Source organism: Streptomyces racemochromogenes, assembly GCF_039535215.1.
Taxonomy (GTDB): domain Bacteria; phylum Actinomycetota; class Actinomycetes; order Streptomycetales; family Streptomycetaceae; genus Streptomyces; species Streptomyces racemochromogenes.
The window spans coordinates 7,044,144-7,069,323 of record NZ_BAAAWT010000001.1 but is presented as its reverse complement, the minus strand read 5'-3'; the positions used below and the strand labels follow the sequence as shown (position 1 = coordinate 7,069,323).

Annotated in this window: 32 protein-coding genes and 1 tRNA gene; 17 read left to right on the top strand and 16 right to left on the bottom strand. The window is 74.8% G+C overall.

Annotated features, from left to right (window positions below; translation table 11 throughout):
- The first annotated feature begins 11 nt into the window (after positions 1 to 11).
- The 4 genes from ABD973_RS32755 to ABD973_RS32740 all read left to right on the top strand — a co-directional run bounded on the left by ABD973_RS32755 (position 12) and on the right by ABD973_RS32740 (position 2,891).
- The gene (locus tag ABD973_RS32755; RefSeq protein ID WP_345503865.1) at positions 12 to 407 is read left to right on the top strand and encodes a hypothetical protein; all 396 of its coding nucleotides are present in this window, start codon (positions 12 to 14) and stop codon (positions 405 to 407) included.
- 273 nt (positions 408 to 680) lie between these two features.
- Complete coding sequence (locus ABD973_RS32750) at positions 681 to 1,514, top strand: class I SAM-dependent methyltransferase (RefSeq protein WP_125819805.1); 834 nt, start codon at positions 681 to 683, stop codon at positions 1,512 to 1,514.
- Between the two features lie 132 nt (positions 1,515 to 1,646).
- Entirely contained in the window at positions 1,647 to 2,474 is an 828-nt protein-coding gene (locus ABD973_RS32745; RefSeq protein WP_345503862.1) for a class I SAM-dependent methyltransferase, read from the top strand.
- A 174-nt stretch (positions 2,475 to 2,648) separates the two neighbouring features.
- Entirely contained in the window at positions 2,649 to 2,891 is a 243-nt protein-coding gene (locus ABD973_RS32740) for a protealysin inhibitor emfourin (protein WP_125594744.1), read from the top strand.
- Positions 2,892 to 2,951: 60 nt separating this feature from the next.
- Here the strand turns inward: ABD973_RS32740 and ABD973_RS32735 are convergent, their stop codons facing one another.
- From ABD973_RS32735 to ABD973_RS32720, 4 genes are all read right to left on the bottom strand, one after another.
- The gene (locus tag ABD973_RS32735; RefSeq protein ID WP_125594743.1) at positions 2,952 to 3,188 is read right to left on the bottom strand and encodes a hypothetical protein; all 237 of its coding nucleotides are present in this window, start codon (positions 3,186 to 3,188) and stop codon (positions 2,952 to 2,954) included.
- 125 nt (positions 3,189 to 3,313) lie between these two features.
- On the bottom strand, positions 3,314 to 4,138 hold the full coding sequence (locus ABD973_RS32730) for a DUF1206 domain-containing protein (protein ID WP_345503859.1): 825 nt from the start codon (positions 4,136 to 4,138) through the stop codon (positions 3,314 to 3,316).
- A gap of 124 nt (positions 4,139 to 4,262) precedes the next feature.
- On the bottom strand, positions 4,263 to 5,099 hold the full coding sequence (locus ABD973_RS32725) for a hypothetical protein (RefSeq protein WP_345503857.1): 837 nt from the start codon (positions 5,097 to 5,099) through the stop codon (positions 4,263 to 4,265).
- A gap of 108 nt (positions 5,100 to 5,207) precedes the next feature.
- Positions 5,208 to 6,080 carry a DMT family transporter gene (locus tag ABD973_RS32720; protein WP_345503855.1) on the bottom strand — a complete coding sequence of 291 codons (873 nt, stop codon included), beginning with the start codon at positions 6,078 to 6,080 and terminating at the stop codon, positions 5,208 to 5,210.
- Between the two features lie 152 nt (positions 6,081 to 6,232).
- Here ABD973_RS32720 and ABD973_RS32715 point away from each other — a divergent pair, with 152 nt between their 5' ends.
- Positions 6,233 to 6,751 carry a hypothetical protein gene (locus ABD973_RS32715; protein ID WP_125819810.1) on the top strand — a complete coding sequence of 173 codons (519 nt, stop codon included), beginning with the start codon at positions 6,233 to 6,235 and terminating at the stop codon, positions 6,749 to 6,751.
- 145 nt (positions 6,752 to 6,896) lie between these two features.
- The gene (locus tag ABD973_RS32710) at positions 6,897 to 7,736 is read left to right on the top strand and encodes a hypothetical protein (protein WP_345503853.1); all 840 of its coding nucleotides are present in this window, start codon (positions 6,897 to 6,899) and stop codon (positions 7,734 to 7,736) included.
- Here the strand turns inward: ABD973_RS32710 and ABD973_RS32705 are convergent.
- Positions 7,720 to 8,772, bottom strand: coding sequence for a mechanosensitive ion channel family protein (locus tag ABD973_RS32705; RefSeq protein WP_125819812.1), 1,053 nt, complete (start codon positions 8,770 to 8,772; stop codon positions 7,720 to 7,722). The genes ABD973_RS32710 and ABD973_RS32705 overlap by 17 nt on opposite strands.
- A 210-nt stretch (positions 8,773 to 8,982) precedes the next feature.
- On the opposite strand from ABD973_RS32705, the gene ABD973_RS32700 reads away from it, so the two are divergent.
- Positions 8,983 to 9,432: an SRPBCC family protein gene (locus ABD973_RS32700; protein ID WP_125594737.1), complete on the top strand. Its 450-nt coding sequence runs from the start codon at positions 8,983 to 8,985 to the stop codon at positions 9,430 to 9,432.
- Positions 9,433 to 9,684: 252 nt separating this feature from the next.
- Here the strand turns inward: ABD973_RS32700 and ABD973_RS32695 are convergent, their stop codons facing one another.
- Entirely contained in the window at positions 9,685 to 10,572 is an 888-nt protein-coding gene (locus tag ABD973_RS32695; RefSeq protein WP_125819813.1) for a TIGR03619 family F420-dependent LLM class oxidoreductase, read from the bottom strand.
- Between the two features lie 238 nt (positions 10,573 to 10,810).
- Between ABD973_RS32695 and ABD973_RS32690 the strand changes: the two genes are divergently transcribed.
- Positions 10,811 to 11,047 (top strand): chaplin, encoded by a 237-nt coding sequence (locus ABD973_RS32690; RefSeq protein WP_125594735.1) that lies wholly within the window; start codon positions 10,811 to 10,813, stop codon positions 11,045 to 11,047.
- Positions 11,048 to 11,123: 76 nt separating this feature from the next.
- Complete coding sequence (locus ABD973_RS32685) at positions 11,124 to 12,221, top strand: hypothetical protein (protein ID WP_345503850.1); 1,098 nt, start codon at positions 11,124 to 11,126, stop codon at positions 12,219 to 12,221.
- Positions 12,222 to 12,267: 46 nt separating this feature from the next.
- Here ABD973_RS32685 and ABD973_RS32680 read toward each other — a convergent pair whose 3' ends face one another.
- Together ABD973_RS32680 and ABD973_RS32675 are read right to left on the bottom strand one after the other, a co-directional pair.
- Entirely contained in the window at positions 12,268 to 13,038 is a 771-nt protein-coding gene (locus ABD973_RS32680; RefSeq protein WP_345503848.1) for a CAP domain-containing protein, read from the bottom strand.
- A 445-nt stretch (positions 13,039 to 13,483) separates the two neighbouring features.
- On the bottom strand, positions 13,484 to 13,663 hold the full coding sequence (locus ABD973_RS32675) for a hypothetical protein (RefSeq protein ID WP_125594732.1): 180 nt from the start codon (positions 13,661 to 13,663) through the stop codon (positions 13,484 to 13,486).
- 133 nt (positions 13,664 to 13,796) lie between these two features.
- Here ABD973_RS32675 and ABD973_RS32670 point away from each other — a divergent pair, with 133 nt between their 5' ends.
- Entirely contained in the window at positions 13,797 to 13,937 is a 141-nt protein-coding gene (locus ABD973_RS32670) for a hypothetical protein (RefSeq protein ID WP_164720810.1), read from the top strand.
- Between the two features lie 517 nt (positions 13,938 to 14,454).
- Here ABD973_RS32670 and ABD973_RS32665 read toward each other — a convergent pair.
- Together ABD973_RS32665 and ABD973_RS32660 are read right to left on the bottom strand one after the other, a co-directional pair.
- A complete protein-coding gene (locus ABD973_RS32665; RefSeq protein WP_345503846.1) occupies positions 14,455 to 15,441 on the bottom strand; it encodes a PhzF family phenazine biosynthesis protein in 987 nt (328 codons plus the stop codon).
- Between the two features lie 72 nt (positions 15,442 to 15,513).
- Entirely contained in the window at positions 15,514 to 15,711 is a 198-nt protein-coding gene (locus tag ABD973_RS32660) for a hypothetical protein (protein WP_125819818.1), read from the bottom strand.
- A gap of 138 nt (positions 15,712 to 15,849) precedes the next feature.
- Between ABD973_RS32660 and ABD973_RS32655 the strand changes: the two genes are divergently transcribed.
- From ABD973_RS32655 to ABD973_RS32640, 4 genes are all read left to right on the top strand, one after another.
- Entirely contained in the window at positions 15,850 to 16,209 is a 360-nt protein-coding gene (locus ABD973_RS32655) for an avidin-fold protein (protein WP_345503843.1), read from the top strand.
- Positions 16,206 to 16,592, top strand: coding sequence for a VOC family protein (locus ABD973_RS32650; RefSeq protein WP_125594728.1), 387 nt, complete (start codon positions 16,206 to 16,208; stop codon positions 16,590 to 16,592). Before ABD973_RS32655 ends, ABD973_RS32650 begins: the two co-directional genes overlap by 4 nt.
- Positions 16,593 to 16,607: 15 nt before the next feature.
- Positions 16,608 to 16,682: transfer RNA gene (locus ABD973_RS32645), tRNA-Trp, on the top strand.
- Between the two features lie 26 nt (positions 16,683 to 16,708).
- Positions 16,709 to 17,569: a GNAT family N-acetyltransferase gene (locus ABD973_RS32640; RefSeq protein WP_345503838.1), complete on the top strand. Its 861-nt coding sequence runs from the start codon at positions 16,709 to 16,711 to the stop codon at positions 17,567 to 17,569.
- 15 nt (positions 17,570 to 17,584) lie between these two features.
- Here the strand turns inward: ABD973_RS32640 and ABD973_RS32635 are convergent, their stop codons facing one another.
- The gene (locus tag ABD973_RS32635; protein WP_125594726.1) at positions 17,585 to 18,568 is read right to left on the bottom strand and encodes an aldo/keto reductase; all 984 of its coding nucleotides are present in this window, start codon (positions 18,566 to 18,568) and stop codon (positions 17,585 to 17,587) included.
- A 112-nt stretch (positions 18,569 to 18,680) separates the two neighbouring features.
- Between ABD973_RS32635 and ABD973_RS32630 the strand changes: the two genes are divergently transcribed.
- Positions 18,681 to 19,268 (top strand): TetR/AcrR family transcriptional regulator, encoded by a 588-nt coding sequence (locus ABD973_RS32630; RefSeq protein WP_125819823.1) that lies wholly within the window; start codon positions 18,681 to 18,683, stop codon positions 19,266 to 19,268.
- A gap of 64 nt (positions 19,269 to 19,332) precedes the next feature.
- On the opposite strand, the gene ABD973_RS32625 is transcribed toward ABD973_RS32630, so the two are convergent.
- Entirely contained in the window at positions 19,333 to 20,190 is an 858-nt protein-coding gene (locus ABD973_RS32625; protein WP_345503836.1) for a helix-turn-helix domain-containing protein, read from the bottom strand.
- A 102-nt stretch (positions 20,191 to 20,292) separates the two neighbouring features.
- Between ABD973_RS32625 and ABD973_RS32620 the strand changes: the two genes are divergently transcribed.
- Both ABD973_RS32620 and ABD973_RS32615 read left to right on the top strand, forming a co-directional pair.
- The gene (locus ABD973_RS32620) at positions 20,293 to 21,225 is read left to right on the top strand and encodes an MBL fold metallo-hydrolase (protein ID WP_125819825.1); all 933 of its coding nucleotides are present in this window, start codon (positions 20,293 to 20,295) and stop codon (positions 21,223 to 21,225) included.
- Between the two features lie 127 nt (positions 21,226 to 21,352).
- The gene (locus ABD973_RS32615; RefSeq protein WP_345503834.1) at positions 21,353 to 22,114 is read left to right on the top strand and encodes a DeoR/GlpR family DNA-binding transcription regulator; all 762 of its coding nucleotides are present in this window, start codon (positions 21,353 to 21,355) and stop codon (positions 22,112 to 22,114) included.
- Between the two features lie 3 nt (positions 22,115 to 22,117).
- Here ABD973_RS32615 and ABD973_RS32610 read toward each other — a convergent pair whose 3' ends face one another.
- The 4 genes from ABD973_RS32610 to ABD973_RS32595 form a co-directional block, all read right to left on the bottom strand.
- Complete coding sequence (locus ABD973_RS32610) at positions 22,118 to 23,308, bottom strand: FAD-dependent oxidoreductase (protein ID WP_345503832.1); 1,191 nt, start codon at positions 23,306 to 23,308, stop codon at positions 22,118 to 22,120.
- Between the two features lie 156 nt (positions 23,309 to 23,464).
- On the bottom strand, positions 23,465 to 23,803 hold the full coding sequence (locus ABD973_RS32605) for an antibiotic biosynthesis monooxygenase family protein (protein ID WP_241253099.1): 339 nt from the start codon (positions 23,801 to 23,803) through the stop codon (positions 23,465 to 23,467).
- Between the two features lie 90 nt (positions 23,804 to 23,893).
- Positions 23,894 to 24,778, bottom strand: a complete 885-nt coding sequence (locus ABD973_RS32600) for a hypothetical protein (protein ID WP_345503830.1) — start codon at positions 24,776 to 24,778, stop codon at positions 23,894 to 23,896.
- Positions 24,775 to 25,146: a PadR family transcriptional regulator gene (locus tag ABD973_RS32595; RefSeq protein ID WP_345503828.1), complete on the bottom strand. Its 372-nt coding sequence runs from the start codon at positions 25,144 to 25,146 to the stop codon at positions 24,775 to 24,777. Before ABD973_RS32595 ends, ABD973_RS32600 begins: the two co-directional genes overlap by 4 nt.
- Positions 25,147 to 25,180 lie beyond the last annotated feature (34 nt).

The following is a 25,180-nucleotide window of genomic DNA, read 5'->3' as shown; positions in this document are numbered from 1 at the left end:
AGGGGCTCACCATGCCCGAGCAGACGGCGACGGGGACGTTCATGCGGATCGCGGCGGCCTTGCAGACCGTGGGGGTCTTCTTCCAGGCGGTGACCGCGGGGTTGCTGCTGTCGACGGAGTACGGGGAGGCGCTGCACGGGGCCGGGGCGCGGGGGATGTACGCCGCGTCGATGCTGTACGTGCTGGCGGCGGTCCTGGGGTGGCGTCCGGGCGGCGGGCCGGTCAGACCGGTCCTGTACGCGGCCGGCATGCTGGTGCTCGCCTCGGCGCAGGTCGTCCTGGGCATCGCGCGCGTGGCGTCCGTGCACGTCCCGCTGGGCGTGCTGATGTTCGGCCTGAGCGTCCTCCTGCTGGGGCACTCGGTGGTGGCCGGCCGCCTCCGCGGCCGGACGGCGCCGGCCGTCTGACCGGGGAGGCGGGGAGGCGGCCCCTGGGAGGCGCCGTGGCCGCGTTGCGGGTGGGGGGCATGGGCGGGCACCTTTCGGTCGGGCGGGAACGCGCCCGTCGTACCAGGACCCGATCGTTTCTGCGGATGCGGCGGCGCCCGCGGCGCGCGGTGTCCCCACCCGGAATCCACCCGGACGGACGCGTGGGGCCGCCGCCGGGCCGGGCGTCCGCCCGGTTCCTATGCTCGAAGGAGGAAGGCCATCGGCACCGTACGGACGAGGGAGGCGGATGGCATGACGGAGACGGCGGACGCGCGCGAGGCCGACCGCGCGCTCAAGGCGAAGCACCGGGCGATGTGGGCCCTCGGCGACTACCCGGCGGTCGCCACCCAGGTCGTGGCGGGGCTCGGGCCCGCTCTGGTCGAGGCCTGCGGGGTGAAGGACGGGGACCGGGTGCTGGACGTCGCCGCGGGGTCGGGCAACGCCTCGATCCCGGCCGCGCTGGCCGGCGGCGACGTGGTGGCCTGTGACCTCACGCCCGAGCTGCTGGCCGTGGGACGCAAGGAGGCCGAGGCACGCGGTGTCGTGCTGAGCTGGCAGGAGGCGGACGCGGAGGCGCTGCCCTTCGGGGACGGGGCCTTCGACACGGTGATGTCCTGCGTCGGGGTCATGTTCGCCCCGCACCACCAGACCACCGCCGACGAGCTGGTACGGGTCTGCCGGCCCGGCGGGACGATCGGGCTGCTCAGCTGGACCCCGGAGGGCTTCATCGGGCAGATGTTCGCCACCATGAAGCCGTACGCCCCGCCGCCCCCGCCGGGGGCGCAGCCACCCCCGCTGTGGGGGAACGAGGCGCACGTGCGGGAGCTGCTCGGCGACCGCGTCACCGGTGTCGAGGCGCGCCGGCGGGCCCTGCGCGTGGACACCTTCGGGGGGCCGGAGGAGTTCCGGGAGTTCTTCAAGGCCGCGTACGGGCCGACGATCGCCGTCTACCGGTACCTCGCCGACGATCCCGAGCGGACCGCGGCCCTGGACGACGCCCTCGCCGCCCTGGCGGCCGGCGCCCTGCGGGACGGGTCCATGGAGTGGGAGTACCTGCTGCTCACCGCGCGGCGCGCCCCCGCCTGAGCGAGGGGGCGCCGGGGGCGGTGCCGGGCCGTGCCGGGGCGCGCCGCCGACCGGCCCAATGCCGGTGTCCCGGCGGCCCGCGGGCGATCCTTCAGCCGGGCGGTACGGGGCCGTCCGGCGGAAGGAGTCGCGGTGGCAGCAGCATCCCCCGAGGAGCGCCCGGCGCACCCGGGACGCGCGGGCCGGTACGGTGAGGCGCTGTTCCGGCCCGAGGCGCCCGGTGAGGGCGAGCGCATCGACCACGCCGCCCTCGTCTACGACCCGCTCACCCGGCGGCGGCTGCGCGCGCTCGGCGTCGGCCCCGGCTGGCGGTGCCTCGAGGTCGGTGCCGGTACGGGCACGGTCGCCCGGTGGCTGGCCGAGGAGGCCGGGGTCGAGGAGGTCGTCGCCCTGGACCGCGACACCACCATGCTGGCACCGCTCGCGGGGCCCCGGCTCCGGGTGCTCACCGAGGACCTGGACCGGCTGGACGACGAGGCGGAGCTCGGTTCCTTCGACCTGGTCCACGCCCGTTTCGTGCTGATGCACCTCCCCGGGCGCCGGGCCCTCGTCGACCGCCTCGCCAAACGCCTGCGGCCCGGCGGGTACCTCGTCCTCAGCGACGCGGCGGACGTACCCGGTCCCGCCGACGCGCACTCCGCGTACCGGCGCACCCTGGACGCCATGTGGCGCACCCTCGCGGAGACCATCGGCACGGACGTCGCGGCCGTGCTCGACTACCCGCACACCCTGCGCGCGGCCGGTCTGGCCGAGGTCGCCGCCGAGCTGGTGTGCCCGCCCCTGAGGCCGGGCACTCCGCTCGCCGCCTTCTGGCGCGAGACCTGGCAGCGGATGCGGACGGACCTGCTCGCCCCGGGCCGGCTCGAACCGGTCGTCTTCGACGAGGCCCTCGCTTACCTGGACTCCCCCGGCCTGGCCGAACTCGGCCCCGGCATGCTCACGGCCTGGGGCCGCCGCTAGGCCGTGTCTTCGGGCCGTCGTCGAACTCCCTCCGGGCCCCGCGCCGACGCTTTCCGGCCGTTCCCCGCCGTCCGGGGGGAACGGGCCGGCATCGCGGGCACCCGCGTCCAGGGCGGCGGTGCGCCGCCTCCCGCGCGGATCCCGCGCCGGCCCACAGGAACCGGAGGAACGGTCATGCTGATCACGGTCACCCGCACCGGCGGCTTCACCGGAGCCGAGAAGCTCCGCGCGCTCGACACCGCGGGACGGCAGGACGCGTCGCGGCTGGAGGAGCTCGCCCACCGGGCCCTGTCGTCCGTGGCGGACGGATACCACTACCGGATCACCGTCGACGGCGAGGTCCTCGACGTCCAGGACCCCTGCCTCTCCGACGACCAGCGGGCGCTCATCCGTACCGTCCTCGGCGAAGGGGCCTGACCGCCGCCCGGCCGGCCGTCCGTCCGCGCGGACGGACGGCCGGCTCAGGGACGCGGTCCGTCAGTGCGGGGACCAGGTGAACTTGCCGCCCCCGACCCAGCGGACCTCGTCCAGGTCGTCGAGGTCGTGGATGGTGATCCCCGCTTCCGAGGCGACCAGCAGCACGTCCGTCATCGACTCGGCCCGGCCGACGACCTCCCCGTCGAGCTCGATGATCCGGAACGGCGGATTTCCGGGTTGGACGCCCAGGACGGTGATGCGCGCCGGGGAGAGGTGAGGTGTCAGGCCTTCGGTCATGGGGAGACGGTTGCACGCCGTGACCGGTGACGGGCGCGGCGACACGGCCCGGGGAGCCGATCGGCGGCGTACGGGCGACCGCGGGCCGTGGGGCGGGGCCGCGGCGGCGGGCGCCACGGCGGGTGTCAGACCCGCTGCCAGGCGGCCGCGGCCCACGAGAACAGGCCGAACAGGACCAGGCCCGCCGCCACCGCCACCAGCAGCCACGGTCCGGCCGGGGTGCCGGCGAAGGCGCGCAGAGTGTCGTCGACGCCCTTGGCCTTGTCGGGGTCGTAGTCCACGGCGGCGTAGAACGCGCAGCCGCCCGCCGCCGCGAACAGGGCGCCCCGGGCGAGGCCGCCCCCGATCCCGAGGACGTCGACGACCCCCCTCACCCATCCCGGCCAGGAGGGCAGCGCCAGGTCGTCGCGGAACTTCCGCCGCAGCGCCGACACCGCGATCACGACTCCGCCCACCGCCACGCCCAGTCCCGCCAGGGCCACGAGCCAGCGGCCGCCGGGCCATTCCAGGACGCTCGCGGTGGCGTCCCGCGACTGCTCGTCGCCGGACCCGCCGCCGCCCTGCCCGGCCGCGAAGGCGAAGACGGACACGGCGGCCACGGCGTAGAACACCGCCCGGAAGGCCCCCGCCAGCCGTTTGCCGGCCTTCTTCCCGTCGGGCCCGGCACCGCCGAAGACCGCCTCCGAGAGCCGCCACAGGGTCATCCCGACCAGGCCGATGCCGACGGCCCAGATCATCACCTGTCCCAGGGGGGCGCTGGCCAGCCCGGCGAGCGCCCCCTGGCGGTCCGCCTGCCGTCCGGTGTCCTCCCCGAAGGCGATGCGCAGCGCGATCGCGCCGACCAGGACGTACAGGACCCCGCGGGTGGCCAGTCCCACGCGGGCCGCGACAACGATCCCGGTGCGCGGCGCGCCGTCCTGGACCGGGGTCCCTCCAGAAGTCGACTGCATGGCCACCTCTCCGGTCCCGGAGCGCCGGTGCGCTCCCTTCCGGACGTCTGCCCCGTACGGAGCGGTTGTCCCGGGTGGCCGCGGGGGTGACGCTGCGTGGCGGGCCGCTCGACGCCCGGTCGGGTCAGCGGCCCAGCGCGCCGCGCAGGGTGATCCCGTGGCGGCGGCGCAGGCGCCACACCTCCCAGGCGGAGAGCGCGGTCACCGAGAGGGGGCCGCCGAGCAGGAAGGTGTACAGCACCTCGGGGGGCGCGGCGACGTCGGGGCCGTTGAAGAGCTGGAAGGCGAACAGCGACCACACCAGCAGCGGCGAGAGCAGTGCCGGGAGCAGCTGGTGGACGTCCGCGGCCCGGAAGCAGGAGGCCACGCAGACGTAGGCGGCGAGGATCGTGTACGGGATCGAGGCGATCAGCAGCGCGAGGGCGAGCAGCCAGCCGACGGCCGCGACGAGGAAGCTGACCAGGGAGCACAGGATGCCGCGGCCGAAGATCCCGGAGAAGAAGTCCACCACGTCGGTCTCGCTCGCGAGGTCCCCCCTGACGGTGGTGAGGGAGAGCCAGACCAGTGCCGGGCCCAGGGCGAGCGCGAGCATGTAGGCGACCGGTCCCCACAGGCGGCGGGCGAAGGCGCGGCGCCGGTCCGGGGTGCCGGCGACGAGGAAGGCGCTGATGCCGAGGATGCTTCCCGCCAGCAGGATCCCGCAGGCGAGTCCGAGTTCGACGAGCTTGCCGATGACGAAGTCCTGCCGGCCCGAACTCAGCGGGTAGGCCAGGACGATCCACACGGCGGCGATCATCCCGAGGAGGGTCCGGATGACCTGCAGGGTGCCTATGAGCCGGTCGTCGGGCCGCTCGTCCGGTCCGGGGGCGTGGTCGCCCATGACGGTGCGGAAGAACTCGTTCACCGGGCTGAGGAGTCCTTCGGACCCCGCGCGCGCCGGCTGCGGCCTGGTGGTGCTCACTTCTCGTCCCCCGGATGCTGCGTGTGCCTCCCGCGGCGGGAGCAGCCCGGCGCGGACGTCGAACACCCTAACGGATCTTGAACGGTCGGCCGGTCCGGCCGGGGCGGCTCAACGGGACGCCGCGCAGGGCTCCGCCGGGGTCTCGGTCCTGGCCAGGACCAGGACCCCGGCGCAGATCAGGGCCAGGCCCAGGAGCTGCGGGACCAGCCACCAGCCGGCCCGCAGGTGCTCCTCGTACAGCAGGACCCCCAGGGCGATGCCGACGCCGGCGTCACCGAGGGTCAGCGCGGGCTGCGAGGCGACCAGCGGTCCGCCCTGCATGGCGTGTTCGAGGAGCAGCAGGGCGCAGACGCCGCTCGCGCCGAAGGCGTACGTCTCCCAGGCCGTCAGGAAGGCGACGGTGCCGCCGTCCTGGAGCACGTGTACGGCGGACTTCATCAGTGCGGCCGTCAGCGCGTAGCAGACGGCGGTGGCCGCGCCGAGGCATCCGGCCCGCGCCCGGCCGGGTGGCCGCCGCAGTCCGGTGACGGCCAGTACGGCCACCGCCGCCGCGCAGGCCGGCAGGGCCAGGGCCCAGCGGTCGAAGGGGACGTGGGTCCGGTTCCCGGTGGGTGCGGCGGCCAGGAGCACGACCCCGAGCCCGGCGACCACCCCCGCGACCGCCAGCCAGAGGGCGCCCGGCAGCGGGCTGCGGGCCAGGAGCGAGGCGATGAGAAGGGCGAGCGGCAGCTCCAGCACGAACAGGGGTTGTACGAGGGCCAGCGCGCCCGTCGCCAGCGCGAGGGCCTGGCCGACCCCGGCCGCGATCACCGCCAGGATCCCGGCGATCCACAGCGGCCGCCGCAGCAGGTCGAGGACGAGCCCGAACCGGAAGCCGTCGCTCTGCGGCACGGTGAGCGAGGCCCGCCGCTGGAGGACCGTGGCGAGGGCGTTGCTGAACGCGGCGAACAGCGCGAAGAGGACCGGGAGGAGGAAGCCCATGCCCCGATCCTCACCGGACGGGACCCGCTCGGCGCCGCCCGTTCCCCCGTACGGGTCCACCGCCCCGCCTCCAGCGCCGGGGGCGGGGCCCGCGCCCGGATGCGGGACACGGCATCATGCTGGGCAGCCGAAGCCGAACCGGAAGCCGTGGGATGAGCAGCACGCCGCACCAGCCGTCGAAGAGCCCCGTCCGAAGGGCCGAACGCGTGATCATGCTCGGCCCGCTGCTGGTGTCCGAACGCGGGGACCGCGCGGCGGCCGCGGCGGCCCTGGCGCAGTGGGAGGAGGCCCTGGACAGGGTCGAGCGCGCCCGGCCCGGCCGGATCGCACGAGGGGCCGAACCCGTCTGGGAGCAAGCCGTCCCCCTCCTGGGCTTCCAGGCCGCGTCCTGGTTCCTGATCACCGTCGCCGTGGTCGTCGGCGGCGTGTTCCTGCCCCGGAACCAGGTCACCGGCTGGCTCGTCGTGACCCTGGCGGCCTTCCCCTCCGCGCTCTGCGCGGTGCGCGAGGCCGCGCACGGGACCGCGAGGCGGGCGCTGCGCCGGGGGCGGCTGACCGAGCGGGCCGGACGCCGGCTGGAGCGGTGCCGGCGGGACGTGCTCGCCGCGCTGGTGTCCGTACCGATGTGGGGAGTGTGGGCCCTGGCCATCCAGCCCTGGGCGGTTGCATGACGGTACGTCAGTAACGCGGCGTGGCGGACGAGGTGACGGGGTGTGGGCAATCGGAGGGGTCGGGGCCGGTCGCCCGGCGGCGGGGGCGTCGGCGATGCTGTAGCCGCATCACGCCGATCTTCACCACCGACGTCCGAGGAGATCCATGGCCGACACCGTCAACTCACTGGCCGCCCGTGTTCACGAGCTGTTGGTGGCACACCTGGCCGACAGCGCGGCCGCCGCGGCGCCGCCGCCGCAGGACTTCCTCTCCTCGCTCGCGAGCGGCCTCTTCGGCGTCCCGCTGCGCGTCGACGTCGCCGCGGGGCTCCAGGACGTCGTCGCGCGTGCCACGGCCCTGGGGCCCGCCGCCGCCTGGCTGGCGGCCGCGGCCCACGCGGGCCTCGCCGGGCTCGCCCTCACGCGCGGACAGGCGGAGCCGGTGCTCCGCCACCTCGACGCCGCGGTGGCGGCCGGGTACAACGACTGCGTGGCCCTGCACGCCGGCCCCGTCCTGCCGCTGCACCACGATCCCCGATTCCGCGCCCTGTACCAGCGGATACGCCTCACCGAGGCCGACCTCGACGAGTTCTTCTGGCTGCACCGGGAGATGCGGGCCGCGGTGCGGGACGCCCAGGACGCGACGGTCGACAACATCGACCGCCTCGACACCGGGGTGTCGCCGCTGGCCCAGGTCCCCATGCCGACCCGGCAACCGGACACGCCGGGCGTCCTGATCACCCGCATCGACCTCGCCGCCACCCAGACCGCCCTCCAGGAGGCGGCGGTGAAGGCCGAGTTCGGGCGCAGCTCGGGCAACACCGCCCTCGGCCTCATCGACGACACGTGGGACTACTCCCACGCGCGGCGCGACGCCCGGCACGCCGACGACCGGGACGAGCGGCGCCGGCGGGCCGCCGAGGCCCGGGCCTTCACCGAACGCCCCGGCGCCGGGCGGGTGATCCTCGCCGCCCCGCCGCTGGGCTCCTTCACCTACCCGGCCTGAGTTCGGGCGGCGGTGCGAGGAGGACGCGGGGCAGGGCCTCCGGGTGCTTCTCCGAGAGCCACGCCACGAGTTGCTCCCGCACCGCGCAGCGGACCGTCCACAGGTCGTCGGCGTCCTTGGCCGTGACGATCGCGCGCACCACCATGGCCGAGGGCGTCGTCTCGGTGACGGCGACGTCCCAGCCGCGCCCGTCCCACTCCGGGCACCCGTCCAGGATCTCGCGGACCTTGCCGCGGATGAGGTCCACGGGCGCGCTGTGGTCGCAGTGGACGAAGACGGTTCCGGTCATCTGGACGCCGCCCCGGGACCAGTTCTCGAAGGGGCGGGTGGTGAAGTACGAGACGGGCATGGTGATCCGCCGCTCGTCCCAGGTCCGGACGGCGAGGAACGTCAGGGTGATGTCCTCCACCACGCCCCATTCGCCCGCGACCACGACGGTGTCCCCGATGCGCACCATGTCCCCGAAGGCGATCTGGAACCCGGCGAAGATGTTGCCCAGCGTGGACTGGGCGGCGACGCCCGCGACGATGCCGATGATCCCTGCGGAGGCGAGCACGGAGGTGCCCAGCGCCCGGAAGCTGGGGAAGGTCAGGAGCATCGCCGCGACGGCCACGACGACCACGACGGCGGTCACGACCCGCATGATCAGGGACACCTGGGTGCGGACGCGGCGCACCCGGGCCGGGTCGCGGGTGCCGGTCGCGTAGCGGGCGTACCCGGATTCGACGACGGCCGAGGTCACGCCGACGATCAGCCAGGCGCCGGCCCCGATCAGCGCGAGCGAGAGGATCCGGCCGACGGCGGCCTCGTGCTCCTGGAGCGGGCGCCACGCGGTCTGCCTGTGGGCGCCTCTGAGCAGCGCGGCCAGCAGCACGATCTGGAGGGCGGGCCGGCAGCGGCGCAGCGCGTGCCACAGGGGTGTCTCGGGGTGCCGCGCGTCGGCCCGGCGCAGCAGCAGGTCGACGGCCCAGCCTGCGGCGGCTGTCAGGAGTATCGCGGCTCCCAGGACGGTCAGCGGGCGGACGGCGGCGTTCAATGCGGCTCCTCTGCGGGTGTGGACGGTCGGACGACGACAACGCCCCGGACCTCCACCCCCCTGCCCCGGCGGGGACGGCCGACACCCTCGCGTCTTGGGCTCCGGGGGCGGCGCATGCGCACCGCGAAGGGGGGTAGCGGGGCCGTGAACGTCCGGAAGCGGTGATCGGCACCGAGGGTGCGGGGCTGCCCGGCACACGAAAGGGGTCACATGTCGCACGTCGAGGAGTACGTCGAGGTCAACGTTCCGCTGCGTACGGCCTACAACCAGTGGACGCAGTTCGAGGACTTCCCCGCCTTCATGGAGGGGGTGGAACGTGTGGAGCAGCGGTCGGACACCCTCACGCACTGGGTGACGAACGTCAACGGTGTGCAGCGCGAGTTCGACGCGCGGATCACCGAGCAGCTCCCGGACCAGCGCGTCGCGTGGATGACGGTGGACGGGGAGGCCCGCCAGGCGGGGCTGGTCACGTTCCAGCCGATCGACGCGAGCACCACCAAGGTCGTCCTGCACATGAACTGGGCGCCCGACGGGCTGGCCGAGGCGGCGGCCGACAAGCTCGGCTTCGTCAAGCGCCAGGTCGCCGGCGACCTGAAGCGGTTCAAGCTGTTCATCGAGGCGCGCGGCGTCGAGACGGGCGCCTGGCGGGGAGAGGTCTGAACCGCGGCCGGGGAGCGGCGCGCGCCGGCCGGGGCAGCAGGAAGGCCCCGGTCTCCGTGAGGAGGCCGGGGCCTTCGTCCGAGCGCTGGGCAGGCCTTGCACCTGCATTCCCCCACGGGAAGTGGGGTGTCTTTCCTTGGACCACCAACGCATCGTCCCATGCGCCGTGTTCCGCGGCGGCGGGCTCGAGATCAACTATACGACACGCGGCCGGGCCCCACGAACGGCCCCGCACGATCCGAAAGACACGGCCTAGCCGGCGCGTACCCGGTCAAGGACCTTGATGCCAAGCTCCAGCGCCTCCTCCGGTTCCCGCACGCACTGCTGGAAGTCGACGAAGCAGCTGTCGGCGCCCGTCTCCCGGATCCCGGCGAGGACCGCCGCGGCCTCCTCGTACGAGGTGCCCGGCTTGGCGTTGAAGCGGATGTTGCGGCGCAGCGCGTCGGGGTCGCGGCCGGCTTCCTCGGCGGCCCGCCGGGCGACGGCCCAGAGTCCGGCGAGTGCCGCGGCCGGCAGGACGGCGCCGACCCAGCCGTCCGCGCGGCGGCCGACCCGGCGCATCGCGGCGGGTGAGAAGCCGCCCAAGTACACGGGCGGGTGCGGCCGCTGGACCGGGCGCAGGCCGACGTGGGCGCGCGGAATGCGCCAGTGGGCGCCCTCGTGCCCGAACTCCTCCTCGGCCCAGATGCCCTGGAGGACGTCGAGGATCTCCTCGAGCCGTTCGCCGCGCCGGCCGAAGTCGGCGTTGACGGCCGTGTATTCGTCGCGCAGCCAGCCGATCCCGAAGCCGGCGTCCAGCCTGCCGCCGCTCACCTGGTCCAGCGAGGTGAGGGTGCGCGCGAGCAACAGGGGCGGATACCACGGCGCGTTGAGGGTGCTCGTGCCGAGACGGGCGCGGTGGGTCGCGGTGGCGGCGACGGTCAGGACGGTGAGCGGGTCGAGGAAGGTCCGGTACTCCGGCGGGTACGGGTTCTCGGGCGTGTGGCCCGGGTAGATGTCGCTGGGCTCGACCGGGGTCAGCGACCGGTCCCCCACCCAGAGCGAGTCGAACCCGGCGTGCTCCGCGTCGCGCGCGAAGCCGGCGATGCGGGCGGCCTGCGCGTGAGTGCCGTACTGGGGCAGTGCGATGCCTATCTCCATGGCCCCATCGTGGCCGCCGCGCGGACCCGGGGCCCAAAGGCGCCACACGTGACACGTGACACAACGCCTCTGGCCCGAGGCGTCCCTCCCCCGCCTCCTCGCCACCCGTTCGGGCGGCGCCGGTCGCTGCCGGCGCCGTAACACGCCGTTGGTCAGGTGAATGCCGGGCGGGAGGCCCCCGGAGGCGGTGTGATCCTGCTTCGACGTCTCGACGTACCGTCATCGACTCTGGAGTGACATGCGTATTCGAACTGCGATCGCCGCCACCGTCCTGGCCGCGGCCGGAATCCTCGGCGCCGGCGGCACCGCCGTCGCCGACGCCCACGCCGAGGGCGTAGCCGTCGGCTCCCCGGGCGTGCTGTCCGGCAACGTCGTCCAGGTGCCGGTGCACATCCCGATCAACGTGTGCGGCAACTCGATCAACATCATCGGCGTGCTCAACCCGGCGGCCGGCAACACCTGCATCAACACCTGATCCCCGGACCCCTCGCACCCCGCCCCGGGGTGCGAGGGGCTACCGTGTTCCTCCAGCTCACAAGGGGGGAACAGGGATGTCGCACAACGCGGGATGGGGACAACACCCGCAGCAGTACGGGCCGCAGTGGGGGGGCGGCTGGATCCAGCCGCCCCCGCAGCCGGGGGTCATACCCCTGCGGCCGCTCGGCCCCGGCGAGATGGTCGGCGGCGCGTTCAAGGCCTTCCGCCAGTACTGGAAGCCGCTGGTCGGCGTCATGCTCGCGGTACAGGGCGTCGGGTTCCTGCTGGTCATCGCGGCGCTCGTGATCGGTGTCACGGCGGCGAGCGACAGCTTCGCCGAGGTCTTCGCCGTCGACTCGGACGCGCACGCGGACAGCTCCGACGTGGCCGCCGTGTTGCTGGCCCTGCTGCCGGCCGGCGTCATCCTGGTGCTCGTGATGCTGCTGGGCACCGCGGCGGTCGGCGCGCTGTGCCCCGCGGTGGTGCAGGAGGCCGCGCTCGGCCGCACCGCGACCTTCCGTGACATGTGGCGCCGCACCTGGTCCCGGCTGCCCTCGGTACTCGGCGCCGTTTCCCTGACCGGGCTGATCGCGGGCGGGCCGGCCGTCCTGGTCTACGCGATCGGCATCCCGCTGACGATCATGGCCTGGGACGGGTCCGCGACGCCGGCCGGCGTGTCCCTGCTGGTCCTGGCGGGCCTGTGCTGGATACCCGTGGCGGTATGGCTCGGCGTCCGGTTCAGCCTCGCACCGGCCGCGGCGGTGTTCGAGGACCTCCGCCCCGTGGCCGCGCTGCGGCGGTCGGCCGCCCTGGTGAAGGGCAGCTGGTGGCGCGTCTTCGGCGTCATCCTGCTCGCGCACGCCGTGGGAATGGCCGGCGGTTACGCCATCCAGATGCCGTTCGGCCTCGTCGGCGTCCTCGCGCTCTTCCCCGCCATGCTGGACTCGGGCGCCGGTGACGGGATATCCGCCACGATGGTCATCGGGTTCGTCGTGTACCTCGTCTGCCTGCTGCTCGGCACCGTGGTCAGCGCGCTGTTCCAGCTGGGGTACCCGCAGCTGGTGGTCTCCCTGCTGTACGTGGACCAGCGGATGCGGAACGAGAACCTCGCGCCGGCCCTGATCACGGCCGCCCAGGGCGGCCGCACGCCGGGCCAGGACCCCGCGTACTGACGGGTGCCCCGGGCCGACGGCGTGTGAGCGACGGCGTGCGCGCGGGTCAGCGCGTCGCGCCGAAGTCCTGCGTCCAGTACTGACCGGGCTGGGCGAGGCCGATGCCGATCTCCTTGTACGAGCAGTCGAGGATGTTCCGCCGGTGGCCGGGGCTGTTCATCCAGCCCTCCATGACCTGCTCGGGGCTGCTGTACCCGTAGGCGACGTTCTCGCCGTAGGTCCGCCACTGGTACCCCGCACGGGTGATGCGCTGGCCGGCGTCCGAACCGTCGGACCCGGTGTGGGACATGTTGCGGTGCGCGGCCATGTCGGCGCTGTGGTCCTGCGCGGCCTTGGTGAGCTTCTCGTTGACGGTGAGCGCGGGGCAGCCTGCCGCGGCGCGCGCCTGGTTGACGAGTTCGAGGACCTTGGCCTGCGCTTCGGGGCGCGCGCCGGCGGCCTGCGGCGCGGCGGGAGCGGCGGGCGCCGCGGAGGCTTCCACGGGCTCCGGCCGGGGCTGCCGCGGGCGGACGGGCGGCGCGGCCTCGACGACCGGGTCGGCGGGCCGTGCGGCCGGCTCCTCCGCGGCGGGCGCCGCGGGGGCCGGAGCCTCGGCGACGGGCTGCGCGGGCGCGGCGGCCGGAACCGGGGCCTGCTCCGGGAGCGGGGCTGCGGCCGGGTCGGAGGGGATTTCCAGCCGCGCCGCGGCGGGCCGGGCGCGGCCGGCGTCCTGGGTGTCCAGGCACGCCATGGCGGCGGTGGGGACGGCCACGGCGGCGAGCGCCCCGACGGCGACGGCTATTTTCCTGTGGTGCGTCTTCTTGCGGTGCTTCTTCATGCGGGACCTCACTCGGTGATCGCGAAGCTCCCGGCGCCGGACCGCTGGGGCGCCGGAGGAGTCGCCATTCTTAGAAGGGCCGCAGGGGCATGGCAAGCCGGCGTGGGCCGGACGCGCGAGTGCCCCGGGCTCCGGCTTGAAAGGGCGGGAAGATCGTGCATGACCCCCTCGGGGGGCCTCTCCGGCACAGCTGACGCGCCGCTAGAACCACCTCCCGTCAGGAACGTTGGGAGGGGCGAAACAGGAGTCTGCAATTCCGTTCCAGGCGGAGTGCGGCATGTCCACGCGAAACATGGACAAATAACGAAATGTGCCCCCGTGAATCGCGCCGTGCGACCCCGCCGGACCGGCGCGGGCCGTGTGTCGCATGTCACGAAACCGCGGAGCCCCGCACACCGTCGGCCGACGGTGTGCGGGGCTCCGCGGTGAACGCCCGCGTCCCGCGTCAGAAGGAGCTCTTCGACGCGCTGACGACGACGCACTCCTTGTACTCGGTGCCGTTGGTCTTGCCGAAGTAGGGAGTGGTGGCCTCGGCCGGCTGGGACGCGCCCGCCTTGACCTTCAGGCTGCTCACCATGGCCGTGGCGGGGACCGCGGTGGAGGTGGCGTCGCCACGGAACTTCATCGTGATGTTGTAGGTGTAGTCCAGCGAACCGCTGTTGGTGACGGTGAGCTTGGCGACCAGGTTCTTGCCGCTGCTGTCCAGCTTGCACCCGTCGATCCGGATGTCGCGCTCGGCCTTGTCCCGGGAACCCCCCGTGACGGAACCCGTGGTGGTGCTGGAGCTGGTGCCGCTGCTCGTGCCGGTGCTGGTGCTGCCGGTCGTGCTGCTGCTGTCGGTGCCGCCACCACTGGTGCTGCTGCTCGAACCCGAGTGGGAGCTGGAGCTGGAGCTGTGACTGCTGCCGCCGCAGCTCGCACCGTGCGAGCCGCGGGCTCCGGTCAGTGCGACGACGGCGATTCCGAATACTGCGACCGCGCGGACATGGCGAAGCTTCACGTTCGAACCCCGTTGGAATATCAGTGTGCAGGAGGGCCCGCCTTGACGGGCGCACGTCACCCTACAGCGGCCAAGAGGGTGATCCGGCCACCCTTCGACGGCGTGGCGCGCCTGCGTTCGGTGCCGCCGCGCAAGTCGGAGCGGGGGTACCCGCCTTGGCGGGCACGCAACGCACACGCCACCTGCGGCGCATCCACACCGGAGGAACACATCACCCCCACGGCACGCTCCCCGTCCGACGGGGAGCGGCCGGCGGCGATGCGTGTCAGGGTGAACAGGAGGAATCCGCAGCCCCGGCACCGAGGAGTCACCCGTCATGGGCGGTACGAAGGACAAGCGCCAGGAGCCCGGCGAACCCCGCGAGGAACGCGGGCGCCCGCAGCCGCCCAGCCAGGACCCCGTCCATCCCGAGCCGATCACCCCGGCCCGCAGCAGGCGCGCCGAAGAGAAGGGGCGGCGGCGCGACGAGCGGCGCCACCGGGACGACGACGGCTCCTGAGCACGGCCGGGCTGCCGGCCCGCCTCAGGGCGCCGGCAGCCGGATGCCGCCCGCGAGCTCCGCGCTGCCGCCCAGCCGCACCAGGGGGCCCGGGGGGGCCCGGCCGGACGGTGGCGGTGACGGTGGAGGGGCTGCCGAGAAAGTCGCCCATCTCCACGGCGAGTTCGGTGGGGCCCGGGCCGGCCAGGTGGGCGGCCAGGCAGGCCGTGCTGTTGGCGTTGGCGATGTCCTCGTCGACGCCGATCGAGGGGGCGAACATCCGGGCGGCCGCGCGGCCTTCGGGCGTCGGCACCGAGTAGACGTAGCAGCCCAGCAGGCCCAGGCGGTCGCAGGCGGCCCGGAGCCCGGCGAAGTCCGGGGAGAGGGCCCGCAGGGCGGAGCGCGTGCGGACGGGGACCAGCAGCCGGGGCCGTCCCACCGACGCCACGCGGAGACCGGGAGCCGTCGCGTCGCGGGGGATGCCGAGTGCGGGCAGGACGAGGTCGCGCTCGGCCGCGCCGGGCGTGCGCAGCTCCACGGGGCCCGGGTCGAAGGACGCGTACGCACGGCCCTGGCGGCGCGCCGTCCAGCCCGTGAACACCCGGCCCCCGGCGTGGAGGGTGACCCGGTACGAGTGCCGGCGGCCGGCCCTCTCCGCGAGGTGGGCGAGGGCCGCCACCGTCCCGTGCCCGCAGGCGGGCAGTTCCCCCTCGGCGGTGAAGAAGCGCAGGGAGAAGGCGGGGCCGCCCTCCGGGTCGTCGTGGGCCGAGACGAAGACGGCGTGGGACGTACCGGCGAGGGCCGGCACACCGCGGCGCCGGTCGTCGTCGCCCGGCGCCGCCCCGCCCGCGAACCCGGCTTCGTCCACGACGGCGGTGGGACTGCCGCCCCCGCCGTCGCGCAGGCAGGCGCGGACGATCGCCACCGGCGGCCCCTGGGGGTCCGCGCGTCGCCGCGCACGCATCACGGACGTACCGTACCCGCGCCGGGCCCTCCCTCAACCGGCGGCCGGCCTGATCGGCCTCCGGTCCTGCGGCGGGTCGTCGGCGGGCCACAGGCCGATCATGTCCAGCAGGGCCGCCAGGTCCTCCGCCCCGACGGCCCGCGCGGCGACCGCGCGGCGGGCCGCGGCCCGGTCCACGGCGCCCGCCCGGGCCGGCAGCGCCGGCTCGTCACATCCGAAGGGATCCTTCATGGACCGATGCCACCACGGGCCGGGCGGATCCGCAGCTCCCACTGCTCCATCAGCCGCCGGGCCGGAGCCCTTAGGGTGGCCCGGACATCCGACCGGTCGCGGCCCGTGCCCGCGGCCGCCTTCCCCCGAGGAGCCTCCGTGGCGCGTTCGCTCGACGGTCTCGTCTTCGTCCCCGTGGCCGACCAGGCGCCGGGCCAGGTCGGCCGGCAGACCCGATTCGAGTACCACGAGCAGGACGGCCGGGTCTGGGCCGAGTACCGTGGCGGGGACGTGGCCAGGGGACACCTGGTCGGCACGCGGAGGGACGACACCGTCGACTTCCGCTACGTCCAGCTGCGCCACGACGGCTCGACCGCCTCCGGGCACTGTGTCTCCCTCGTCAGGGAACTCCCCGACGGGCGGCTCCGGATGGAGGAGACGTGGACGTGGGAGTCCCAGGAGGGCAGCGGCACCAGCGTCGTCGAGCAGCAGCCCGACTCGAGGGAGAGCACCCGATGAGGATCCATCTGTCCAGCGTCTTCGTCGACGACCAGGACAAGGCCCTGCGGTTCTACACGGACGTACTGGGCTTCGTGAAGAAGCACGAGGTGCCGCTGGGCGCGGACAAGTGGCTGACCGTGGTCTCCCCGGAGGACCCCGGCGGGACCGAGCTGCTGCTGGAGCCCGACGGCCACCCCGCGGTGCGGCCGTACAAGGAGGCGCTGGTCAGGGACGGCATTCCGGCCGCCTCCTTCGCCGTGGACGACGTGCGGGCGGAGTTCGCCCGGCTGCGCGGGCTCGGGGTGCGCTTCACGCAGGAGCCGACGGAGAGCGGCCCGGTCACGACCGCGGTCCTGGACGACACCTGCGGCAACCTGATCCAGATCATCCACGGCGGGTAGGCTGCCCGGCAGGGCGGGGCCGTAGCGCAGGGGTCGACGCGCGCGGTCTCCAAAACCGCGAGGACGCCGGTTCGAATCCGGTCGGCCCCGCCCGTCGGGCTGGCTAGGGTGGCCCGATGAACGAGATCGGGATCGTCGCCGAACAGGGCGCGTGGCGGGGCGGGTTCGAAGAGCGGGTGCTGGCCGGGTACCGGGCGGCGGGATGTACGGAGCCGCTGGCCCGGGCCCTGCTGGAGCGGGCCGTGGAGGGGATCGACGGCTGGACGGTGGCCACGGACGGCACCGGGTGGATAGCCGTGGGGGTGACGGAGGACAACGGTGCGGTGGTGGGCCGGATCCACGACCTCACGCTCGCGCGGGGGCGCGAGTGGGCCGAGCGGTGGTGCGCCGAGCACGGCGCCGAACGGGTGGAGGTCCGCCTCACCGGCGGGCGCGGGCCCGGAGCGTTCGCCGACTACGCGGTGCGGGGGCAGAACCGCATGCGGGCCGTGGCCGCACGGCCGGAGCTGCCGCCGGGGCTGACGGTCCGCCGGCTGACGGAGGAGGAGTACCCGGCCTGGTACGCCGCCGAGGAGGCCGGGTACATCGCCGACATCGTCCGGGCCGGGGCCCTCACTCCGGAGCAGGCCAAGGAGAAGTCCGACCGGGACTTCGCCCAGTACCTCCCGCAGGGGTACCTGACCCCGGGGCACGCCTTCTACGCGATGGAGGCCGAGGGCGAGGTGATCGGCACCGGCTGGGTGAACCACGGGTTCCTGCCGGGGGTCACCTTCGGTTTCTCCCTGGAGGTGCACGAGGAGCACCGCGGCAAGGGCTACGGCCGGGCGGCGATGGCCGTCGGCGAGTGGGCCACCCGGCAGGGCGGCGACGAGGCGATGATGTTCAACGTCTTCGGCGGGAACGAGGTCGCGATGGGCCTGTACGACAGCACGGGCTTCGCGGTCCTGGACGAGTACCGCTTCCGCGACCTGCGCTGATCCGCCGGGCGGGGGTCAGCCGTTCAGCGACGCCATGAGTTCGGGCGCGTACCGGTCCCCCGAGACCACGCCGTGCGGTGCGACGGCGTCGATGGAGGCGAGGTCGGCGTCGGTGAGCGTGACGGCCGTCGCGGCGACGTTCTCCTCCAGGTAGCGGCGGCGCTTGGTGCCGGGGATCGGGACGGCTCCCCTGTGCAGGGTCCAGGCGAGCGCGAGCTGCGAGGGGGTGACCCCCTTCTCGGCGGCCAGGGCCCGGACGCGGTCGACGACGGCGAGGTTGCGGTCGAAGTTCTCGCCCTGGAAGCGGGGGTCCGTACGCCGGAAGTCGTCGGCCGCGAAGTCGTCCGGGCTGGTCACGGCTCCGGAGAGGAAGCCGCGGCCGAGCGGGGAGTAGGCGACGAGGCCGATGCCGAGCTCTCGGAGGGTCTCGCGTACGCCGTCGTGCTCGATGCCGCGCTCGAAGAGGCTGTACTCGGTCTGTACGGCGGCCAGCGGGTGCACGGCGTGGGCGCGGGCGATGGTGCCCGCGGCGGCCTCGCAGATCCCGATGTGGCCGACCTTGCCCGCGGTGACCAGCTCGGACATGGCGCCGACGCTCTCCTCGACGGGCACGGCCGGGTCGACGCGGTGCAGGTAGTACAGGTCGATGTGGTCGGTGCCCAGGTGGCGCAGGGAGCGGTCGGCGGAGCGGCGGATGTACTCGGGCGTGCCGTTGTGGCCCCGGAAGGCCCCGTCGTCGGTGAACTCGACGCCGGTCTTCGTGGCGATGACGGCGGCGTCGCGGCGGCCGCGCAGGGCCTTGCCGAGGAGTTGCTCGTTGACGAAGGGCCCGTAGCCCTCGGCGGTGTCGAGCAGGGTCACGCCCAGAGCGAGGGCGCGGTCGATGGTGGCGAGGGACTCGGTCTCGTCGGTGGCTCCGTAGTGGGCGCTCATGCCCATGAGGCCGAGGCCTTCGGCGCCGACTTCCAGGCCCTGGCCGCCGAGTGCGCGGATCTCCATGGTGTCCTCCGGGGGTGGGGGGCGAACTAAGTAACTAACTGGATAGTTCGAGTCTGCACACGGGGTGCGCGGGATGTCAATAACCGGATAGTTACTTGCTAGGCTGCCCGGCATGGCACGGGATTCCAGCGCAACCAAGGCGCGCCTGCTCGACGCGGCGTTCTCCGAGTTCGCGGCGTACGGCATCGCCGGCGCCCGGATCGACCGCATCGCGGTGAACGCCCAGGCGAACAAGCGGCTCATCTACGTCTACTACGGCAACAAGGAACAGCTGTTCGATGCCGTGCTCCAGCGGGCCCTGGAGACGGGCTCGGAATCCGTGCCGTTCGACGCGGAGGATCTGCCCGGGTACGCGGGGGCGGTCTTCGACCACTTCGTGGCGTACCCCGACCTGATGCGCCTGGTGCAGTGGAAGCAGCTGGAACGGCCCGAGACCACCGACCTGGTGGCGGAGTCCTACCGGGGCAAGATCGCGGCGGTGGAGCGGGCGCAGGATGCCGGGCTGGTCGACCCGGGTCTCGACCCGGCGGACGTGCTGACCCTGGTCATGGGGCTGGCGCAGGCGTGGACCGGCGCGGTGGGCGGACCCGCGACCGGCGGTCCGGGCGAGCCCTGGGCAAAGGCGCGGCTGGCCCGGCACCGCGAAGCGGTGGTGGAGTCCGTCCGCCGCCTGGTCCGGCCGCCGCGGCCGCAGGGCTGAGCGGACCGGCGGCCACGGGAGTGGGTGGACCGGCGGCCCCGCGGGCGGGGTGGCCGGATCCGGGTCAGGCCCGGGAGGGGGTGGTGGCCTGGGCGAGGAGTCTGAGGGCCGTGTGGTCCTCGGAGCCGGCCGGAGCGGTGGCCACCAGGAGCGTCTGGTCGTCGCTGACGCGCAAGGCCTGCTGGGTGACGGTCAGGGTCCCCACCAGCGGATGCCACATCCGCTGCTCGGCGACGGTGCAGGGACGGGCCCGGTGGTCGGCCCACATGGTGGCGAACTCGTCGCTCTTCATGCTGAGTTCGCCGACGAGGGCACCGAGGAGCGCGTCGTCCGGGTGGCGGCCGGCCGCGTACCGCAGGTTGGCGACGGCGGCCCTCGCCTTCGACTCCCAGGTGCCGTAGAGCTCGCGCAGGTACGGGTCGAGGAAGAGCAGCACGGCCATGTTGGGCCGGTCGGCGGGACGGTCGGGCGCGGTGGGGTCGAGGTGGCCGGCGAACAGGGCGTGCCCCAGCGGGTTCCACGCCAGGACGTCGGCCCGGCGGCCGGTCAGGACGGCCGGGACCTCGGGCATGGACTCCAGCAGCCGACGGGTCGCCCCGTCGACCCGTTCCACGGGCGGGCGCCGGGCGGCGGGGCGGCGGGCGGCGAGGCCCGCGAGGTCGTGCACGTGCCGGCGCTCGGCCTCGTCCAGGTTCAGCGCGCGGGCGAGCGCGTCCAGCACCTCCGGCGAGGCGTTGTGCGAATGCCCCTGCTCCAGCCGCGCGTAGTACGAGGCGCTGACCCCCGCGAGGAGGGCGAGTTCCTCCCGGCGCAGGCCCGGGACGCGGCGCCGCTCGCCGTACGTGTCGAGGCCGATGTCCGCCGGCGTCAGCCGGGACCGGCGGGCCTGCAGGAACGCGCCGAGGCTGCTCTGTCCTTCCATGCCGCCCAGTATCGCGGGCCGCGCGCGGGCCAGCCTCACCCTGCCGGGGATAGGCAGGGAAAGGTGTGGCTGCCGCGCCGGGCCCGCCGCAGGGTGGGGGCCATGGACAACACCACCACCGACACCATCGAGCTGGGCGGCGTCAGCGTCACCCGGGTCCGCGAGTACTACGGCCCGCTCGGGCTCACCCCGCACGAGTTCATCCCCGGCAGCAGCCCGGACGTCTGGTCGGAGCACGCCGGCTGGCTGCGGCCCGACTTCGTGGACGGCGAGCCGCCCGTGTCCCGGGTCGCGCTGCAGACGTGGGTGCTGCGCAGCGAGGGCCGGGTGATCCTCGTCGACACCGGCGGCGGCAACCACAAGGCACGGCCCGGCACCCCCTGGGACCGCCAGGAGACGCCCTTCCTGGACGAACTGGCCCGGGCCGGGGTCGAGCCCGAGGACGTGGACCTCGTCGTCAACACCCACCTGCACGGGGACCACGTCGGGTGGAACACCCGGCTGGACGGGGACACCTGGGTCCCGGCCTTCCCGAACGCCCGCTATCTGATCAACCGGAACGAGTTCGACTTCTGGAACCCCGCGAACGGGCACCCGTCCGTCCTCGGCGACGGCAACGCCGGAGTGTTCGAGGACAGCGTGGCGCCGGTCCACGAGGCCGGCCAGGTCGTCCTGTGGGAGGACGGCCACCGGATCGACGCGAACCTGCGGCTGGACCTCGCCGCCGGGCACACCCCCGGTTCCAGCGTGCTGACGCTCGCCTCCGGGGGTGACCGGGCGGTGTTCGTGGGCGATCTGCTGCACAGCCCGGTGCAGATCATGGAGCCGGACGCGAACAGCTGCTTCTGCGAGGACGCCGCGCAGTCCCGGGCCAGCCGGCGCCGGCTGCTCGGCTGGGCCGCCGACCACAACGCGCTGCTGGTCCCGGCGCACTTCGGCTCCCACGGCGCCCTGGAGGTCACCCGGGACGCGGGGGCCTTCGCGGTGAAGGGCTGGGCGCCGTTCGCCCCTTGCGCCCCGGGCGGGGAGGGCTGACGCCGGACAGGTGGGCGGGCATGCGGGCAGGGCGGGCCCGGCGGGCCGCGGCCGGGCCGCCCGGCGGGTAAGGTCCGTCCCATAACGGGACCAAGCACCCCCTCCGGAACGGAACGGATCCGATCCCATGTACGCACCCGAGCGCCAGCACCGGATCGTGCAGCTGACCCAGGAGCGCGGACGCGTCGAAGTCCCCGCCCTGGCGGAGGAGTTCGGAGTCACGCAGGAGACCGTCAGGCGGGACCTGACGGCCCTGGAACGGGCCGGTCTGCTGCGCCGGGTGCACGGCGGCGCGCTCCCCGCCGGGGGGCTCCGCCTGGAGCCGGGGCTCGCCGAGCGCGACTCCACGGCCGCGGCCGCGAAGGAGCGGATCGCCCGGGCCGCCCTCGCCCTGCTCCCGGAGGAGGGCAGCCTGCTGCTGGACGCGGGCACCACCGTGTCCCGGCTGGCCGCCCTGCTCCCCCACGACTCCACCCTCACGGTGGTCACCAACGCGCTCCCGGTCGCCGCCCGGCTCGCCGGGCATCCGGGGCTGCGCCTGCACATCGTCGGCGGCCGGCTGCGGCACCGTACGCAGGCGGCGGTGGACGCGTGGGCGCTGCGCGACCTCGCCGAACTGCAGCCGGACGTGGCGGTGGTCGCGACCAACGGCTTCTCGGCGGAGGCCGGGCTGACCACGCCCGACCTGGCGGAGGCGGCGGTCAAGCGGGCCATGGTGGCGGGGGCGCGCCGGGTGGTGCTGGTCGCGGACTCCTCCAAGTACGGCGCCCGGCACTTCGCCAGGTTCGCCTCCCTGGAGCAGGTGGACGTGCTGGTCACGGACACCGGGCTGACCGATGCGCGGGCCGAGGAGATCGCCGGCCTCGGCCCGGAGGTCATCCGGGCGTGAGGGTCATCGCGGGAGGCGGAAGCCGTTGAACAGGTCGTCCATGCCGCGCACTGCCAGGCGGGCGGGGACGGCGCGGACCGCGAGGTCGCGGGCCGCCACGGCGAGGGGGTTGCGCAGGGCGCCGAGGCGGCCGACGCGGCGGGCGCGGACGCGGACCGCGTCGGTGCGGGCGCGGCGGACGGCGGTGTAGGCGGCGAGGGCGGCCGGGACGGGGTCCCGGCCGCCCTCGGCGTACCCGGAGTCGCCCGCGGGGAGCAGGCGCGCGAGGACCACGGCGTCCTCGATGGCCTGGCAGCCGCCCTGGCCGAGGTTGGGGGCCATGGCGTGGGCCGCGTCGCCGAGCCAGACGATCCGGCCGTGGTGCAGGCGCGGGAGCGGGGCGGCCAGGTCGTACAGGTCGTTCTGGAGGACGTCGGCGGGCGCGAGGCGGGCCACGCGGTCCAGCAGGGCCGGGACCGGTTCGTGCCAGGTGCCGAAGCGGCGGCGGAGCTCGGCGCGGGGGTCGGGCGAGCGGGTGCCGGCCGGGACGCGGGCGGTGGCGTAGAGGTAGTACCGGCCGTCGGCCAGCGGCGTTATCCCGAACCTCTCCCCCCGCCCCCAGGTCTCGCTCATGGCCGGGATCCGCAGGTCAGGGGCGTCGACGAGGGCCCGCCAGGCGGTCTCTCCGAGGTAGCGCGGGCCGGGGTGGGCGGGGAAGTGCGCGCGGCGCAGCGGGCTGTGGATCCCGTCGGCGGCGACGAGCAGGTCGGCGGTCAGGTCGGGTCCGCCCGCCGTACGGACGGTCGCGCGGCTCCCGGTACCGTCGGCGCCGGTCACGGTGGTGCCGTAGCGGAGTGCTTCCGGGGGCAGGGCGGCGGCGAGCGCCGCGGTGAGGAGCGGGCGCGCAACGGCGATCGGGGGGATGCCGTAGCGGGCCGTCATGTCGGCGGTCGCGGCCCGGGTCAGCCAGCGGCCGTCGGGGCGGCGTACGCCCATCGCGCCGGGCACGGCGCCGCCCGCCGCCCGGGCCGCGTCGACGCCGATCGCCTCGAGTGCGCGCAGGGCGTTGGGGGCGAGGCCGATGCCGGCGCCGGTGGCGGGCGGTTCGGGGGCGCGTTCGCAGACGGTGACGCGCCAGCCCCGACGGTGCAGTGCGAGGGCTGCCGCGAGCCCGCCGATCCCGGCCCCGGCCACCACGGCATGCCGCTCCGCCATCCCCACTCCCGTCCACTCGCGCCTCGCCCCCGACGACGCCCCCGACGACGCCCCCGACGACGCCCCCGACCCTACCGGGGCCCGCCCGCCCCGCGCGCGCCGCTCGGCCGCGACCGTCCGGCTTCCCGGCACCGCCCGCTTACGGCTGACGCGTCATCAGTGGGCCAGCCACGTCGGGGGTTCGGGCGTCGCCGCCGGGACGTACGGTTCCGCGAGGAGGTCGTCGACCAGGCTGAGCCGTGTCTCCGGCAACCGCTCCTCGATCGCTTCCGCCATCATCGCCACGCCCTCCGGGTCGGGCACCGCGCAGCGCGCGCGGGACTCCTCGTCGGGCCAGCGGGCGTACGCGACCCAGGTGCCGTCGTCCGCGCGGTGGAGCCGCGAGCCGTAGCTGCCGCAGTCCCGCAGGATCGCCTCGGTCACCCGGTGCCAGCCCTCGCGGAACCGTTCTTCCTTGCCCGGTCGCAGCCGCCACCGGTAGATCACCGCGAACACGTTTCCCCCGTCGCTCCCGTCGGCCGCCGTCGGTCGTGCGGCGTTCCGGGGTACACCGTACGGGGCCGGGTGTCCCCGACGGCCTCGGGGTCAGCTCCCGTCGAGCGGGCGCCCGTTGCGGCGCCGCCGGCGGATGCTCACCGCGGTGGCGGTGGCGGCGGCGAGGAGGAACGCGAGCGCGAGGGGCCCCGTGCAGGCGTCCCGGGTCCAGAGCGGCGTGCCGAGGACGAAGAGGGGGAGCGCCGCGAGGAGGACGGCCGGCGCCGTACGCAGCCGGGCGAACGCCGGCCGCCCGGCCAGGGCCAGTCCGGCCGCAGCCGGTACGGCGAAGCGCAGGGCGCCGAACGACCCGTCGGGCAGCGGGCCCAAGGTGAGCACGCCGGCCAGGAGCGCCGCCCACAGCACGACGGCGGCCAGCCCTGCCGCCGTGCGGACCCGCGGCCGCGGGCGCAGGTCCGCGGGGCAGAGCAGGACGGCCAGTGCGGCGAGCAGCAGCGGCGTCCTCAGGAGGAGCACGAGTTCGACGCCCCCGCCCAGTCGCGTCGCCTCGGTCACCGCGGTCGCCGAGCAGCCCGCCAGCGCGGTCCAGCCGCCCGCGGACCAGCGCCCGCTCAGGGCGATCGCGGCGCCCAGGACCGTGACGAAGTGGGTCGCCACCAGCAGCAGGTACGCGGTGGTCATCCCCGCGGGCAGCCCGGAGGCCGTGGCACCCGGGAGCATCAGCCCGGCCCACCAGAGCGCACTGGCTCCGACGGCCGTGACGGCGAACGGCGCCACCGCCGCCACGAGCCGGCCGCGGCGGCCCGCCGAGCCGAGTCCGAGCCGCATCCGCAGCGCGTGCCCGGTGACGTCCAGCGCCTCCCGCGTCCGGGCCGCCCGGCCCGCGTCCCGGGTGGCCTCGTGGTACGCCAGGGCGAGCTCGTCGCCGAACTCACGCCGGTAGCCGGCCGGGTAGAGCCTCAGCAGGGCGGTCATGCCGTCACCGCCCCGCCGGAGGGGCCGAGCAGGCCGGGGGCTGCCGGCGCGCCGAGGCCGAGCCGGCGAGTGGCCTCCTGGGCGGTGCGGGCGATCCGGGCCGCCTCGGCGGCGAGGACCTCGCGGCCGTGGGGGGCGAGCGCGTAGCTGCGCCGCCTGCGGCCGTCGACCACCTCGTCGTCGTGGGCGGCGATGAGCCGCTGTTCGAGGAGCCGTTCCAGGGCCCCGTACAGCGTTCCGGTACGCATCTTCGTGCGGCCTTCCGAGATCTTCTCGACCTCCTGGGCGATGGCGTAGCCGTGCCGCGGGGCGTCGGCGATGGCGGTGAGGATGAGCAGGGTCGGTTCGCGCAGAGCTTGATCGTTCACGTGTCCGGCGATAGCTCGGTCGCCGACATATGTC